Below are 14,880 nucleotides of genomic sequence, written 5' to 3' on the forward strand. Positions count from 1 at the left end.
CTCTGTTCCGGGATCATGCGTGCAACTCCGCTTCCGTGCCCAGATAGGCGCTGACGACCTGCGGATCGGCCGTGACCTCGCGGTACGTGCCCTGCGCGATCACGCGGCCCTGATCCATCACGACCACGCGGTCGGCCAAGTCCCGCACCACGGGCATGATGTGCTCGATGAACAGCACGCTCACGCCGCTGTCGCGGACGCTGCGGATGAGCTGAACCGCCTCCTGCGACTCGGCGGGCCGCAGCCCGGCCATCACCTCGTCAAGCAGCAGCACCTGGGGGCGCGTGGCCAGGGCGCGGGCGACTTCCAGCCGCTTGTCCTGCAACAGGGTCAGTTCGTGGGCGGCCTTCTCGGCGTGCGGAGCGAGACCGGTGAGTTCCAGCAGGCTCCAGGCCTGCCCGCGGGCGTCTGCCAGCCGCGTGCCGGGCGTGCCGAACAGCGCGCCCACCGTGACGTTCTCGTGCACGGTCATGTCCGGAAAGGGCCGCACGATCTGAAACGCGCGCCCCAGGCCCAGGTGACAGCGGTGCTCGATGGGCGAGTCCGTGACGTCCTGCCCGAGCAGGTGCAGGCGGCCCGCGCTGGGACGGTACACGCCGGAAAGCAGGTTCAGCAGGGTCGTCTTGCCCGCGCCGTTCGGCCCGATGATGGCCAGCACCTCCCCCCGCCGCTGGGTGAACGACACGTCCTGCACCGCCTGGAGGCCGCCGAAGCGTTTGCCCAGGCCCTCGGCGCGCAGCACGTCCTGTCCGGCCGTCACAGGTCGCCTCCGCTGCGCCCGCGCCGCCACAGGCCCACGATGCCGCGTGGCAGCCACAGGATGCTCAGCATCAGCACCAAGCCATACACGACCAGATAGCCGTTCTTCACGGCCCCGTGCAGGAGCTCTTCCGCGATCCGCAGCAGCGTCGCCCCCAGGATCGGCCCGAGCGTGGTGTACAGTCCGCCGAAGATCGAGGTGGTCAGCGGCGCGATGGAATTGGCGAGGCTGAACGTCTCCAGCGGGTTGATGAAGAAGGTCTTCCCGGCGTACAGCACGCCGCCCACCGCCGCCAGACTGCTCGACAGGAAGAAGGCCAGCAGCTTGTAGCGCACGACGCTCACCCCCAGCACGCGGGCCGTCTCCTCGCCCTGCCGGATGGCGGCGAATGCGTGGTGCAGCCGCGTGAGGCGCACGGCCAGGCTCACCGCCACGGTGACGCCCAGCAGCACCAGGGCCAGCAGGTACTGCCCGCGCGAGTTTCCGCCCAGCAGCGCCGGCACCAGCAGGCCGTTCGCGCCGCCCGCCACGCCCTCCGGCAGGTTCTGGATGACCGTGCGGACGACCTCCGTGAAGGCCAGCGTGGCAATGGCGAAATACATGCCGTTCAGGCGCATGGTGACCGCGCCCAGGATCAGGCTGATCCCGCCGGACGCGAGGGCCGCCAGGGGCAGCGCGGCGGGCCACGGCAGCCCCGCCCTCAGCAGCAGGGCGTACCCGTATGCGCCCAGTCCATAGAACGCTGCGTGCGCCAGGCTCACCTGTCCGGAGCGCGCCAGAAGATCCCACGACAGCGCCAGAATGCCCGCGACCAGCGTGAAGTACCCGATCTGGAGCAGGAATTCGCGCCGGTCGCCGAAGGGCAGGAACGGAAAGGCCAGCGCCAGCACGAAGAAGACCAGCAGCGGCAGCAGCTTGGGCAGCGTGACGTCCGGCTGCAGGCGGGCCGCGCGGCCGGGCACTGCGGCGCTCACCTCGCTCCCCGGTAGGAGCGGAGCACCAGTGTGGCGAAGATCATCAGGAAGAACACCGCGTCACTCCAGCCGCCACCGCCCGGCACGTAGGTCTGCACCAGCGCCTCGGACACGCCCAGGATCACCGAGGCCCACAGCACCCCGGTCAGGTTGCCCAGGCCCGCCATCACGATGATCGCGAAGGCCTTCAGCGCGAACACCAGCCCCACCGTCGGTGAGGCGAACAGCAGCACGCTGACGAGCACGCCCGCGATGGCCGCCAGGCCGCACGACGCCGCGAAGGCGATCAGGTACACGCGGTCGACGTCGATGCCGATCAGCTGCGCGCCGCGGCGGTTCTGCGCCACCGCCCGCATCTGCTTCCCGAGGGTGGTGCGGTACAGCACGAAGTACAGCGCGCCCAGCAGCGCCGCCGCCAGCCCGAACGCGATCGCTTTCGGCCCGCCAATACTCAGCGGCCCCAGCTGGAGGCTGCTCGCCTGGTACGGCACGCTGACGGTGCGGGTGTTGCCGCCCATGACCATCAGCGCGAGGTTCTGCAGCAGGATGCCCAGGCCGAAGGTCAGCAGCATCTGGTTGAGTTCCGGCGCGAGCAGCACGTGTCGGATGCTCACCCGGTACGTCAGGGCGCCCACGCCGAACACCGCGACCGCCACGACCGGCAGGGTCAGCAGCGGGTCGAGGCCCAGCAGGGCGCTGCCGGCCCACGCGAGAAACGCGCCGATCATCAGGTACTCGCCGTGCGCGAAGTTCACGATGCCGACCACGCCTACTGCCAGCGCGAGCCCGGAGGCGACCAGAGCGTAGATGCCGCTTTGCAGCAGGCCGTTGATGAGGGTCTGGAGAAAGAGATCCATTCAGTTGGGTTCCGTGGTGGGGGAGGAGTCGAGGGACGTCGGGGTGTCGGGGACGGACGCCGCGTCCAGGTGCGCGGTGAAGGCGGCCAGGAAGGCCTCCGGCGCTTCTAGGAAGGGCGAGTGGCCCACGCCGGGCAGCACCACCTCACGGTACGATCCGCCGCCATCCTGCGCGGCGTCCAGCACGGCGCGCAGCTGGGCCAGCATGGGCTGTGGCGGGCAGGTGTCCGCGCCGGGCCAGCCGGGCACGGCGCCCAGCGCGCCGAGCTGCGCGAGGTCGAACAGGCTCGTATCGCTCACGATGGGGTCGGCGTCGCCGCGCACCCACAGCACTGGCGGCGGGGGAGAGAGCTGCGCGAAGCCCGTGAGGTTCTGGTACTTCGGCGAGAAGGCGTTGGCCACGCCGCGCGTGCCCGGCGCGACATTCGGCCACGACCCGCTGGAGGTCGAGTCACCGGGGTAGTGGTCGTCCCCGGTGCGGGTGCTCAGCATGGCGTCCAGCCACGCAGTTTCCTGATCCGGGGTGGGCGTGAACGCGGCCGGATTCATGTAGAACTTCCGCAGCACGTCGCGCGGACTGCCGGGTGCGTCCGAGCGGTCGCCGTCCGCCACGGCCGCGACAAAGGCGGCATTGACGGTGCCGCCCCCGCTGCCCGCGTAGTCTGGGGCGTTCGGCGTGCCCTCCGGGCCGTGCGTGCCGCCGAAGCCGTAGGGGGAAATGCCCGCCGCGAGCGTCAGCGACTGCACCCGCGCCGGCGCGTCGATGGCGAGCTGCATGACCACGCCGCCGCCCAGGCTCCAGCCCAGCAGGTGCGCCGATTCCCACCCCAGCGCGTCCAGCAGCGCGAGCAGGTCGTCCGACCAGTCGCGCAGGCCGCGCGTGGCGTCCACCGGCCTCGGTTCGGTGCCGCCGTAGCCGCGCAGATCCGGCGCGACCGCGTGCACGTCGTCCGGCAGGGCCGTCAGCAGGTCGTGGAAAAAGGCGCTGCTGGACACGTTGCCATGCACCAGCAGCACCCGCCGCCGCACGTCGCCCACGGCCGGGCGTTCCAGCACCTGCGTCCGCACGCGGGACGTTTCCAGCCCTCTTGAGATCACGTTTCCCGTCATGGTGTCCTCCCGGCACTGTATTTGCTGGCACCGTGTGTTCTGCTGGCACCGAGTCCTGCTGGCACGAGGGCCGCGCGTGATGCTGCGCGGCCCCCTGACGACGCGCCCCTGCTCCTACTTGCCGTACACCATGGGTTTCTGCGCGAACTTGATCGGGAAGACCGGCACGCGCCCGTCGCCCTGGAACTGGAAGTGCAGCCAGTTGCCGGCCTTGAAGCCCTGGTATTTGGTCTTCAGGCTGGGCGTGAAGGTCAGCGGCCCGAAGGGCGTGGGCATGTTCGTCTTGGCGAGTTCCGCCGCGACCTTGTCCTTGTCGGTGCTGCCGGCCGCGTTGATGGCGGCGGCCAGGGATTTGAGGTTCACGTACGCCAGCGGCGCGAAATACTCCTCGGTGACGGTGCCGTACTTCTTCTTGTACGCCGCCACGAAGGCCCGGCTTTCCTGGGTGGGGCTGGTGGGCAACCACAGGCTCAGGCCCGCCACGTTGTCCGACAGCGGGTTTTTCTCGAAGCCCACCGGCCATGAGGGCGGCGTGCCGTACATCAGGCCCAATTTCAGGTTCTGCTGCTTGACCTCGGTGGCCAGCGGCAGGGCGTCGGTGTCGTAGCCGACCCAGTACAGGATGTCGGGGTTCGCGGCCTTGGCCTTGCTGACCAGCGGCCCGAAATTCCCGCTGCCGGTCTTGAACTTCTCGGTCATGACCACGTTGAAGCCCGCCTTCTTGAAGGCGTCCACGGTCGCGTCGATGCCGGCGCTGCCGAAGGGACCGTCCTCGTAGGCGATGGCGATGTTCTTCGCCTTCTTGTAGGTCTTGAGGTACTTGAAGTACCCCAGGATCGCCTCGAAGTTGTAGTAGGACCACGGGTGGTAGTGGAAGAAGTACGGGTAGCCCGCGAACGCGTCCTCGACGGGCGTGGCGGCCGCGCCGATCCACGCCATGAAGGTGTTGTACTGCTTGGCCGGGCCGGACAGCGCCACGGTGACGCCGCTGCTCACGCCGCCCGCCATGAAGTCCACCTTGTCCACCGTCACGAGCTTCACGAACTCCGGCACGGCCTTGGCAGGCGCGCTCCCATCGTCCGCAATGTCCAGCTCCAGCGGTTTGCCCAGTACTCCGCCGGCCTTGTTGATCTCGTCCAGCGCCAGGTTGTAGCCGTTCTGCGCGGCCTGGCCGGACACCGAACTCGGGCCGCTGAGGGGAATGAGGATACCGACTTTCACTGCGGCCGCGCTGGACACGGCGAGCAGGACGCCCGTCAGAAGGATTCTGTTCATGTTCGCCCCGGAGTGTAGGGCGTCTCCATCACGGCCGCGTTACACCCGCCGACCGGCCCCGTCCTGTGACCGGCCCGTAACGCTCCCTGCCTACGCTGAACCCCGATGCAAGACAACGCGCAGGGGGGCAGAGCGGTGGAGGCCGGCGCCGGGCCGCCGGGCACGCTGGTGCTGGACGTGGCCGCGACGCTGGCGGGCCAACCGGTACCGGTGCGGCTGGGCGCGCAGACCTGGGGCGTGCTGAATGCCGCGCACGACAACGCTGTGCTGGTGTGCCACTACTACACCGGCACCATGCGCGCGGCCGGCCTGCAGGCCGACGGCACGCCCGGCTGGTGGGACGACGTGATCGGCCCCGGCAAGGCGGTGGACACGGAGCGCTACTTCGTGGTGTGCGCCAACAGCCTGTCGAACGTGCAGGCGCTCGATCCGGCCGTGGTCACGACCGGCCCCGCCACGCCGCACCCCGACGGGCAGCCGTGGGGCGAGCGGTTTCCTGCGTGGGAAATGGGCGACCTGCACGCCCTGCAACTCGACCTGATGCGCTCGCTCGGCGTGGCCCGCTGGCACGCGGTGGTCGGCCCCAGCTTCGGCGGCATGCAGGCCCTTCAGTGGGCGGCCCGGACGCCGGAACTGGCGCCGCGCGTGGCGGCCATCGCGGCGTCCCCGGCGGCGGGGCCGTCTCTGAAAGACGCCTTCGCGCCGCTGCTGCGCGACGTGGCCAGCAGCGGCGGCCTGGAGGCGGCCCTGCGCCTGATCTCGCTGTTCGGTTTCGGCGCGGACGGCCTGCAGCGCACCTTCACGGCCACGGACTTCGGCGCGTACCTGCGCTCGCGCTCGGGCGTGGCCAGCCTGCCGCATGTCCTCGACATCGGCCGGGCGGTGCTCACGCACGACCTCGCGCAGGTCGGCCCGCCGGACGGGCTGTACCGCCGCTGGCGCGACACCGGACTGACCCTGCTCACCGCGAACGTCACGGTGGATCAGTTCTTTCCGGCGGCCGAGATGCGTGCCTTCGCGCAGGCCAGTGCGGTGGCGGGCGTGGCCCACACGCACCTGGAATTCCCCTCTCCGAACGGCCACCTGGGCTGCATCATGGACACCCACGCCTTCGCCCCGGCGCTCCGCGCGCTGCTGGACACGCCGGAACCCCTCACCGCGCCAGCGGGTGTGGCCGCCGGGGAGGCACATGACTGAACGGGTGCTAGTGGCCGTGCACGGCAATTTCGCCTCGGCGGTGTGGTGGAGCGAGCTGCTGGCCGATTCGCCGAGCGGCTGGCGGGTGCTCGTGCCCACGCTGCCGGGTTTCGGCGGCACCCACCACCCTGCCGGGCTGGTGTCCATTCCCGCCTTCGCGGCGTGGCTGTCTGCGTGGCTGACCGGGCGCGGCGTGGGCCGCCCGGTGCTGCTGGGACATTCGCTGGGCGGCGCGGTCGCACTGGAACTCGCCGCGCAGGCCCCGGAGACCGTCGCAGGCCTGATCCTAGCGGCGAGCGCCCCGCCGTCCGGGCTGGTCACGCCCGAGGAGAACTACCCGGTGCTCGACCTCCTGCGCACCCACCGGCCGGTGCGGGAGGCCAGCCTGAGCGCGCTGTTCCCGTCGGGCCGTCCTGGCAATTTCGCGCAGTACGTTGAGGACGCGGGGCGGATGCATGAGGGTCACTATTCCGGGAATGCCCGCGCGCTCGCCGCGTGGCGGATCGATCCGGTCGCCCTGCGCGGGGTGCCCACCCTGGTCATGGGCGGCGCGCTCGACACGCTGGTCACGCCCGACATGGTGCGCGCCACGGCCGACGTCCTGGGTAGCCGGCCCTTCATCCTGGATGGCGTCGGGCACGGCTTTCCGCAGGAGAACCCGGCCGGGTTCCGCGAGCACGTCACGGTGTTCCTGAACGCCTTGCCTGTGACGGGACGCCTGGAAACTGCATGATGAGCGGGCGAATGGAGGACGAATGAACAAGGTGTACCCGAGCGCCGCCGAGGCGCTCCATGACCTCGTGCGGGACGGCCAGACCATCGCGGTCGGTGGCTTCGGCCTGTGCGGGATCCCCGAGGCGCTGATCGGTGCGCTGCGCGACAGCGGCGTGCGGAACCTGACCGCCGTGAGCAACAACGCGGGCGTGGACGGCTTCGGCCTGGGCCTGCTGCTGGAGACGCGGCAGATCCGGAAGATGGTCAGCAGTTACGTCGGGGAGAACAAGGAGTTCGAGCGGCAGTACCTCGCCGGCGAACTCGAACTGGAGTTCACGCCGCAGGGCACCCTGGCCGAGCGCCTGCGTGCCGGCGGGGCGGGCATTCCCGGCTTCTACACCAAGACCGGTGTGGGCACCCTGGTCGCCGAGGGCAAGGAGCACAAGGACTTCGGCGGCCAGACGTACATCCTCGAACACGGCATCGTGGCCGACTTGGGCCTGGTCAAGGCGTGGAAGGCCGACCGGGCGGGAAACCTGATCTACCGCCGGACGGCGCGGAACTTCAACCCGATGGTGGCCACCAGTGGCCGCGTCACGGTCGCGGAGGTCGAGGAGATCGTCGAGACCGGCACCTTCGACCCGGACGATGTGGACACGCCGGGCATCTTCGTGCAGCGCGTGGTGCTGAACGCCACGCCGGAAAAACGCATCGAGCAGAGGACGGTGAGGCCCTGATGCCCTGGACGCGAGACGAGATGGCCGCCCGCGCCGCGCGGGAACTCCGCGACGGCTACTACGTGAACCTCGGCATCGGACTGCCTACCCTGGTCGCCAACCACATCCCACCCGGCATGGAGGTCTGGCTCCAGTCCGAGAACGGCCTGCTGGGCATCGGTCCCTTTCCCACCGAGGACGAGGTGGACGCCGACCTGATCAACGCCGGGAAGCAGACGGTCACCGCCCTGCCCGGCGCGAGCATCTTCTCCAGCGCCGACTCCTTCGGCATGATCCGCGGCGGGCACGTGAACCTCGCCATTCTGGGCGCCATGCAGGTCAGCGAACGCGGCGACCTGGCGAACTGGATGATTCCCGGCAAGATGGTCAAGGGCATGGGCGGCGCGATGGATCTCGTGGCGGGCGTGCAGCGCGTGGTCGTGCTGATGGAACACGTGGCCAAGGGGGACGTGCACAAGATCCTGCGCGAGTGCACCCTGCCGCTGACCGGCCAGGCCGTCGTCGACCGGATCATCACGGATCTGGGCGTGCTGGACGTGACGCCGCAGGGCCTGACGGTGGTCGAACTGGCCCCCGGCATCACGCTCGACGACCTGCGGTCGAAGACCGGCGCGGCCATCCACGGCTGACCCACCTGTGGCGGGACAGTCTGTCGCCGGCCCCACCACATTCGGTCAGTCCAGCACGCTGATGCCGGCCTGATGCACCCGGTCGCGCACGTCGTGCAGACCCTCACCGCTCACGCGGATCACGAAGCGCAGCCGCCCCGGCCCGCCCGGATACGTGGCGACCGAGATGATGTTGCTCGGCAGGATGGCGTTGGTGGCCGCCGCGAGGCTGCCCGGCACGTCGTTCATCTCCAGCGTCAGGCGCTGCCCGCCGCCCTGCATACCCAGGATGCTGGTGAAGGCCTGGAGGATGTCGCGGGTGGTGATCATGCCAGTCAGCTGCCCGGCGTCATTCAGCACCGGCAGGCCGCCCACGCGGTGCTCCTGCATGCGCAGCGCGGCGTCCTCCAGATACTCGTTCTCGGCGGCAGTCACGACCGGTCGGGCCATCACCTCCGAGACCGTCAGCTTGCTCAGCAGGTAGTTCAGCTCCCACACGCTCAGGGTGGTGGCCTTGCTCGGCATGGCGTCCTTGAGGTCTTTTCTGGTCGTGATGCCGATCAAGCGGCCGCCGTCCATGACCGGCAGGCGGCGGAAGTGATGGTCCTTGATGATGTGCAGGGCCTCCATGACGGGGGTGTCCGGGGTGATGGTCACGGGCCCTTGGGTCATCCAGTCTTTAACCAGCATGCGGAAAGTCTAGTCCACGCAGCCGCCTGATCCGCAGGTGACGGGCCGCTTCATTCGGCTCAGAGAAGCGCATGCTAGCGTTCGTCTCATGAAGATTTCCGCCAAAGCACTTGCCCCCCTTGCCCTCATGGCCGCGTTCGGCCTGGGTACCCTCGCCCCGCACGCCCAGACCGCACCGCAGAAAGTCGGCTTCGTCGACGTGTCCAAGCTGCTCGCCGCGCACCCCAACGACAAGGACATCAAGGCCGTGCAGGCCAAGGCCGACGCCGAACTCGGCGACCTCGACAAGCAGGTCAAGGCCATCGATGCCAAGGGCGCCAGCGCCACCGCCGCCGAGAAGCAGCAGCGCGAGACCCTGGTGGCCACCATCAAGGCCAAGGCCGACGCCTACGACAAGCAGATCAATCCCAAGATCACGGCCGTCGAGGCTGCCGTGGACACGGCCGTCAGCTCGGTCGCCAAGGCCAACGGCTACTCCATCGTGATGGACAAGGGCGTGGCCGCCAAGAGCGGACTGGTCGTCTACGCCGATCCCGCCACCGAACTGACCGACGCGGCCGTGAAGGCCCTGAAGCCCTGATTCTCCCCACCCTCCGGACTGTCCGCGTAGTGAAAGGGGACTCCCTGTGAACCGAATTCTGATGCTGCTGCCGCTGGCCCTGCTGGCCACCGTGCCCCACGCCCAGCAGAGCAAAGCGCGTGTGGCCTTCGTGAACGTGGACACGCTGATTAAGGCCATGCCGAACAGCGCCGCGTACCTGAAAGTGATGACCCAGGCCGACACCGACCTGAAAGCCAAGCGCACCGCCCTGCAGACGCTGGTGGCCAAGGCGAGCACCACCGGCGCGGCCGCTGACCGGCAGGCCGTGACCAAGGCCCAGCAGGCGTACAACACCCTGCAGACCGACTACACCAAGAAGATCCAGGCGGCCTTCGCGCCCCTGAGCAGCAAGCTGAACGCCGCCGTGGCCAAGGCCGCGCAGGCGAACGGCTTCAGCGTCGTGATGGACGAGAAGGTCGCCGCGCAGACGCACCTCGTGCTGTACGCCGACAAGGGCATCAGCCTGACCGCCGCCGCGCAGAAACTGCTCAAGTAGATCCAGTGAGAACGGGCCGCCCACAGCGTTCGCTGCCGGGCGGCCTTCTTGGTGCAGGGTTCAGAGCTTGACGGTATCGTTCGTGCCCATGTGCGCCTGCTGGCCGGTGATCGCGCCCCGGGCGAGCTGGAACAGGGTGCGAACCTTGCCGTCGCTCTCCCAGAACTCGGCACCGCCCGCGTGGATCTTGATCAGCTGGATGTTCGGATCTTCCTTGCCGCCCTCGAAGTACGCCTTGTAGAAATCACTCCACAGCTCGTCGAGTTTCGCGCGGTCTTCGACCAGTTCGGCCGTGCCGGTCAGGCTGACGTACTCGCCGTCGCCGGGCTTGGCGTAGGCCAGATTCACCTGGGGCCGCGCGCGCATGTCGGCCACACTCTCGGTGTCCTTCCCACCGATGAACCACACGTCGCCGTCGAACTCGGTCTGCTGGGTGGTCATCGGGCGGGAGTGCAGATGCCCTTCGGAGGTCGTCGTGGTCAGCATCGCGAACTTCACGTCCTTGATGATTCCGGCGATCTTCTTCACCGCGTCCTGGTGGGTCAGTTCACTCATGCTCCGACCTTGCCACGCTCCACGCGGGCGGTGTGCAAGGAGCCGCACCGTCTGAACTTCCCGTCAAGATTCCGTGAGGGACACCTCCAGACGAGGGAGGGCTTCAGGCCGGCTGGGCCAGCGGGGTCTGCACGCGATCCGGCACGTTCCGCACCAGAATCACGCCCAGCGCGAAGAACACCGCCGCCACGGCGAACACCAGCGTGTACCCCAAGTTGGGACTTTGCGCGTTTCCCCAGTCGAGCAGTGCGCCCTGCGGCCCCCCGATGAACTGCGGCGCGACGAAGGCCACATGCCAGATGCCCATGTCGCGCGCGTAACTGGCGCTGCTGGGCATGGCGTCGCTCCCCAGAGCCCAGTCCACGGACGTGAAGGCCCCGTACCCCAGTCCGAACACCACGGCCAGTCCCACCGCCACGAGGAAACTGGGCGCGACCAGGAACAGCAGCGCCGTGACGGCCATGGTGGTGCCCGCCACGTAGATCACCGGTTTGCGGCCCACCCGGTCGCTGATCCGCCCGCCGATCAGAGCCGAGACGATGCTCGCCACGATGATGGCTGCGAGCATGTACAGGTTCGACTGCACCGGGTTGCCCTGTTTGAGGACGTCGCGGTTGTAGAACTGCAAAAAGGGCTGCACCGAATACTGCCCGAGCGCGAACAGCGCCCGCGTGACGAACACCCACAGGAAGGGCTTGTAGGCGAACAGCGTCGTCCAGGAGGGCCGGGAGACGTTGCCGGAGGTGGTGACGGGCGCGGCCCGGTCAGCCGAGCCCACGCCCCGCATGGTGACCAGGGCCGGGATCAGGAGCATCACGCCGACCAGCGCGAACAGCGCCGCGTCCGGCAGCTTCAGCAGGCTCACGACCAGCGCACCGACCGCCCCCAGGAGTTGCCCGGCGGCCTGGAGCATGCCCATGGCGCCCGAATACCGGCCCCGCTGGGAGACCGGCACGAGCTGCGGAATCAGCGCGGAGTACGGCGCGGTGGCGTAATTGTTCCCGAACTGCACCAGCAGGAAGCCCAGGACGTACACCCAGAAGCCGCCCATGCCCGACAGGCCCGCCACGGCCAGGGCCATCACGACCAGCCCCACAAGGTTCACGCCCACGCCCAGGCGCAGGTACGGCAGGCGCCGGCCCAGGCGGTCGCTCTGCGCGCCCACCAGCGGTGGAATGACCAGCGCCATGGCCGCGCCGATCAGGGTGAGCAGGCCGACGTAGGTGCCCTTGTGCGCCTCGCCCACGAAGTGCAGGACGTTCGCGGGCACCAGCGACAGCAGGATCACCAGCCAGTGGAAGGCCGTGCCGAACCAGAACGCCGAGAGCGCCCACGGACTCACGGCCGCCCGTTCCAGAGGAGCAGAAGTCGTCATGTGGAGCGAGTATAGGGGGCGGGTGTCATGCCGCCCGTCAGCGGGCCGTCAGCCGCGCCAGGTACGCCGCGCCACGCGGCGTGAGGCGCAGCAGCGACAGGGCCGGGGCCGGCGAATCTGCGTTGCGGCACAGGCTTTTCAGCGCGCACGGCCCGCACGCGCAGGCCCCCTGCTCCGGCACGGCCTCCTGCACGTACCCGCCCGCATGCAGGGTCACGAGCATGCCGCTCAGCGCGTCCTCGCTGCTGCCCAGGTCACGCGCCAGTTCGGCCGGCGTGCGCGGCGCGGTCGACACGGCACTGAGGATGCGGGCCAGGGGAGAGGGCACGGCGGAACCCGTCACAGGGGCCCCACCATCACAGCAGCCTGGAGGCGATCTGGTACACGACGAACGCCGCCACCCACGCGGTCGCCAGCTGGTACGCCACGGTGATCCAGGCGATGCGGCGGCCGTATTCTTGCGCCAGCGCGCCCACCGTGGCGATACACGGCGTGTACAGGAGCACGAATACCAGATACGCCAGCCCGGCGGCGGGCGTGTACGCCCGGGCCAGTGCGGCGGCCAGCGGGGATTTCGCCTCCGCACCGGCATCCGCGCCCAGGTGCGGCAGTGCGATCACGGTGGGCAGGGCGGCCACGCTGGCCTTCACGGCGACCCAGGTGGCCTGGGCGGCCTTCGCGGCCCCCTCCAGCACACCGAGCGGGGCGGGCGCGGCGGCCTGCTCCCCCAGGTAGATCTGCCCCAGCGTGCCCACTACGACCTCCTTGGCAATGAATCCCGGCACCAGGGCGCCCGTCGCCTGCCAGTTCCCGAAGCCCAGCGGCGCGAAGATGGGCGAGACGGCGCGGCTGACGGTGCCGAACAGGCTGTCCTGTGGCGGCACCGTCGCGAACTTCTGTCCGCTCACCATGGGAATCGCCAGCAGCACCCACACCACGGCCACGGTGGACATGACGGTCGTCCGGGCGCGCTTCGCGAAGCTGGCCGTGCGGCGGGCCGCGTGCTTCCACAGCACCTTCCACGCTGGGAAGCGGTACGGTGGGAGTTCCAGCAGCACGCCGCCACCCTCGGCGGGCAGGGACGTGCGGCGCAGCACCAGCGCGAAGGCGAAGGCGACCAGCATGCCCAGCACGTACAGCGCCCACACCAGCGTGCTGCCCTGGTTCGGGAACAGCGCCGCCGCGAAGATCACGTACACCGGCAGCCGCGCCGAGCAGCTCATGAACGGCAGGATCATGCCCACCAGAATCCGGTCGGACTGGCGTTCCAGCGTGCGCGTCGCGTACACGGCGGGCACGTTGCAGCCGAAGCCCAGCACCAGCGGAATGAACGCCCGCCCGTCCAGCCCCACCGAGCGCATGCCCCGATCCATCAGGAAGGCGGCGCGCGCCATGTAGCCGCTGTCTTCCAGGAAACTCATGGCGAGGTACAGCACCAGCAGCGTCGGCAGGAAGCTCAGCACCGTGCCCACCCCGGGAATGATCGCGCCGACCACCAGATCGCGGCCCAGCGGGAACCATGCGAGCAGCGCCGATGCCCAGCCGCTCAGCGTGTCCTGGAGCGGCCCGCCGATCAGATCCACGAACGGACTGGCGACGCTGAAGGTCAGCCGGAAGACCAGCAGCACCAGCGCCAGGAAGATCGGAATGCCCAGCCACGGGTGCAGCGCCACCGTGTCGATCCGCTCGGACAGCGTCCGCCGCGACTGCGCCTTGGGCACCGCCAGCCGCGCCAAATCCCCGGCCCGCGCGTAGCGCGCCTCCGCGATGTCGATCAGGGCGTCCAGGCCCCCTGCGTCCAGCGTCAGCAGGTGCGTGTCGGCCGCGGCCAGCAGCGGTTGGTGCCCGGTCGCCGCCAGCCGCCCCCGCACCGAGGGATCGCCCTCCAGCAGCGCCAGCGCCAGGTACCGGTGCGCGTGCGGCGGCAGGGTCGGGAGGTGCTTCATGCGGCCCGTCAGGTCGGCCACGGCCTCCTCGATCGGTTTCGGGTAGCGCACGCCGATGCCCAGGGTGGCCTCGCCCAGCACCTTGCCGAGCACATCCGCCGTGCCGGTGCTCTTGCTCGCCACGGTCTCCACGACCGGGACGCCAAGCGCCCGCGACAGGGCCCGCGCGTCCACCGTCAGGCCCTTGTCCCGGGCCTCGTCCACCAGATTCAGCGCCACCGCCACCGGCACTTGGAAGTCCATGAGCTGCAAGGTCAGGTACAGGTTGCGCTCCAGGTTCCCGGCATCCAGAACGTTCAGCACGGCGTCCGGCGCCTCGTCCAGCAGCGCCGTGCGCGCCACGAGTTCCTCGGGCGTGTGCGGGCTCAGCGAATACGCCCCGGGCAGGTCGAGCAGATACACGCTGCGCCCCGAGTGCGTCAGGTGGGCCTCGCGCTTCTCGATGGTCACGCCGCCCCAGTTCCCCACCTTCAGGCGCGTGCCGGCCACCGCGTTGATCAGCGTGGTCTTGCCCACGTTCGGGTTGCCGACCACCACCACGCGCGGCTCGTGCGCGGACTTCAGGCGTTCCAGCGTGGCCACGCAGGCCGCCTCATCCGGAATCAGCGGTAGGCTCGGCGCAGGAGCGGTCGGCAGACTCATCCGCGTACCCGGATGCCGCGCAGATCCGCCGCCCGCAGGGCCAGGTCCGTGCCGTTCACGCGCAGTTCCAGCGGATCGCCCATGGGAGCGCGGCGCACGATGGTCACGGGCGCACCCCGCACGAAGCCCAGTTCCAGCAGCCGCCGCCGCAACGGGTGCTTCGGGTCGAGGGCCACGACGTGCGCGGTCTCGCCGGGCCGCAGTTGATCCAGTGTGCGTTCATCCATGCCGATCTCCCTATACCCGATAAGAATAGTCGGGTTAGAGAATTTGGCAAGGGACAGACCCAGATGAGTCAGCGACAGTGTCTCACTGAGCTTCGAGCCAGCGTGCCATTCCCAGT

Annotated in this window: 17 protein-coding genes; 6 read left to right on the forward strand and 11 right to left on the reverse strand. The window is 69.4% G+C overall.

The annotated features are described in order from the left end of the window. Positions 1-13: 13 nt before the first annotated feature. The 5 genes from E7T09_RS14450 to E7T09_RS14470 all read right to left on the reverse strand — a co-directional run bounded on the left by E7T09_RS14450 (position 14) and on the right by E7T09_RS14470 (position 4,976). Complete coding sequence (locus E7T09_RS14450; protein WP_205747022.1) at positions 14-760, reverse strand: ABC transporter ATP-binding protein; 747 nt, start codon at positions 758-760, stop codon at positions 14-16. Continuing rightward, on the reverse strand, positions 757-1,734 hold the full coding sequence (locus E7T09_RS14455) for a branched-chain amino acid ABC transporter permease (protein ID WP_240741805.1): 978 nt from the start codon (positions 1,732-1,734) through the stop codon (positions 757-759). Before E7T09_RS14455 ends, E7T09_RS14450 begins: the two co-directional genes overlap by 4 nt. After that, the gene (locus E7T09_RS14460) at positions 1,731-2,591 is read right to left on the reverse strand and encodes a branched-chain amino acid ABC transporter permease (protein WP_136389915.1); all 861 of its coding nucleotides are present in this window, start codon (positions 2,589-2,591) and stop codon (positions 1,731-1,733) included. Before E7T09_RS14460 ends, E7T09_RS14455 begins: the two co-directional genes overlap by 4 nt. Then, a complete protein-coding gene (locus tag E7T09_RS14465; protein WP_136389916.1) occupies positions 2,592-3,701 on the reverse strand; it encodes an alpha/beta fold hydrolase in 1,110 nt (369 codons plus the stop codon). Between the two features lie 114 nt (positions 3,702-3,815). Beyond that, positions 3,816-4,976, reverse strand: coding sequence for an ABC transporter substrate-binding protein (locus E7T09_RS14470; protein ID WP_136389917.1), 1,161 nt, complete (start codon positions 4,974-4,976; stop codon positions 3,816-3,818). 105 nt (positions 4,977-5,081) lie between these two features. Between E7T09_RS14470 and E7T09_RS14475 the strand changes: the two genes are divergently transcribed. The 4 genes from E7T09_RS14475 to E7T09_RS14490 are packed head-to-tail and all read left to right on the forward strand — an operon-like array spanning position 5,082 to position 8,253. Further along, complete coding sequence (locus tag E7T09_RS14475; protein ID WP_136389918.1) at positions 5,082-6,173, forward strand: alpha/beta fold hydrolase; 1,092 nt, start codon at positions 5,082-5,084, stop codon at positions 6,171-6,173. Beyond that, on the forward strand, positions 6,166-6,906 hold the full coding sequence (locus E7T09_RS14480; RefSeq protein ID WP_136389919.1) for an alpha/beta fold hydrolase: 741 nt from the start codon (positions 6,166-6,168) through the stop codon (positions 6,904-6,906). The genes E7T09_RS14475 and E7T09_RS14480 overlap by 8 nt, the downstream gene beginning before the upstream one ends. Before the next feature lie 22 nt (positions 6,907-6,928). Continuing rightward, on the forward strand, positions 6,929-7,624 hold the full coding sequence (locus tag E7T09_RS14485; protein WP_136389920.1) for a CoA transferase subunit A: 696 nt from the start codon (positions 6,929-6,931) through the stop codon (positions 7,622-7,624). Beyond that, a complete protein-coding gene (locus tag E7T09_RS14490) occupies positions 7,624-8,253 on the forward strand; it encodes a CoA transferase subunit B (protein WP_136389921.1) in 630 nt (209 codons plus the stop codon). Before E7T09_RS14485 ends, E7T09_RS14490 begins: the two co-directional genes overlap by 1 nt. 45 nt (positions 8,254-8,298) lie before the next feature. On the opposite strand, the gene E7T09_RS14495 is transcribed toward E7T09_RS14490, so the two are convergent. Further along, on the reverse strand, positions 8,299-8,922 hold the full coding sequence (locus E7T09_RS14495) for a CBS and ACT domain-containing protein (protein WP_136389922.1): 624 nt from the start codon (positions 8,920-8,922) through the stop codon (positions 8,299-8,301). An 88-nt stretch (positions 8,923-9,010) separates the two neighbouring features. Between E7T09_RS14495 and E7T09_RS14500 the strand changes: the two genes are divergently transcribed. Together E7T09_RS14500 and E7T09_RS14505 are read left to right on the forward strand one after the other, a co-directional pair. Further along, entirely contained in the window at positions 9,011-9,502 is a 492-nt protein-coding gene (locus E7T09_RS14500; RefSeq protein WP_136389923.1) for an OmpH family outer membrane protein, read from the forward strand. Positions 9,503-9,548: 46 nt separating this feature from the next. Further along, positions 9,549-10,019: an OmpH family outer membrane protein gene (locus E7T09_RS14505; RefSeq protein WP_136389924.1), complete on the forward strand. Its 471-nt coding sequence runs from the start codon at positions 9,549-9,551 to the stop codon at positions 10,017-10,019. Positions 10,020-10,079: 60 nt separating this feature from the next. On the opposite strand, the gene E7T09_RS14510 is transcribed toward E7T09_RS14505, so the two are convergent. The 5 genes from E7T09_RS14510 to E7T09_RS14530 form a co-directional block, all read right to left on the reverse strand. Continuing rightward, complete coding sequence (locus tag E7T09_RS14510) at positions 10,080-10,574, reverse strand: pyridoxamine 5'-phosphate oxidase family protein (protein ID WP_136389925.1); 495 nt, start codon at positions 10,572-10,574, stop codon at positions 10,080-10,082. Positions 10,575-10,677: 103 nt separating this feature from the next. Next, a complete protein-coding gene (locus E7T09_RS14515; RefSeq protein ID WP_136389926.1) occupies positions 10,678-11,949 on the reverse strand; it encodes an MFS transporter in 1,272 nt (423 codons plus the stop codon). Between the two features lie 37 nt (positions 11,950-11,986). Then, a complete protein-coding gene (locus tag E7T09_RS14520; protein ID WP_240741806.1) occupies positions 11,987-12,292 on the reverse strand; it encodes a MarR family transcriptional regulator in 306 nt (101 codons plus the stop codon). Between the two features lie 13 nt (positions 12,293-12,305). Further along, the gene (feoB, locus tag E7T09_RS14525) at positions 12,306-14,537 is read right to left on the reverse strand and encodes a ferrous iron transport protein B (protein ID WP_136389927.1); all 2,232 of its coding nucleotides are present in this window, start codon (positions 14,535-14,537) and stop codon (positions 12,306-12,308) included. After that, entirely contained in the window at positions 14,534-14,764 is a 231-nt protein-coding gene (locus E7T09_RS14530; protein WP_136389928.1) for a ferrous iron transport protein A, read from the reverse strand. Before E7T09_RS14530 ends, feoB begins: the two co-directional genes overlap by 4 nt. Positions 14,765-14,880 lie beyond the last annotated feature (116 nt).

It is taken from the genome of Deinococcus sp. KSM4-11 (genome assembly GCF_004801415.1).
Classification (GTDB): Bacteria; Deinococcota; Deinococci; order Deinococcales; family Deinococcaceae; genus Deinococcus.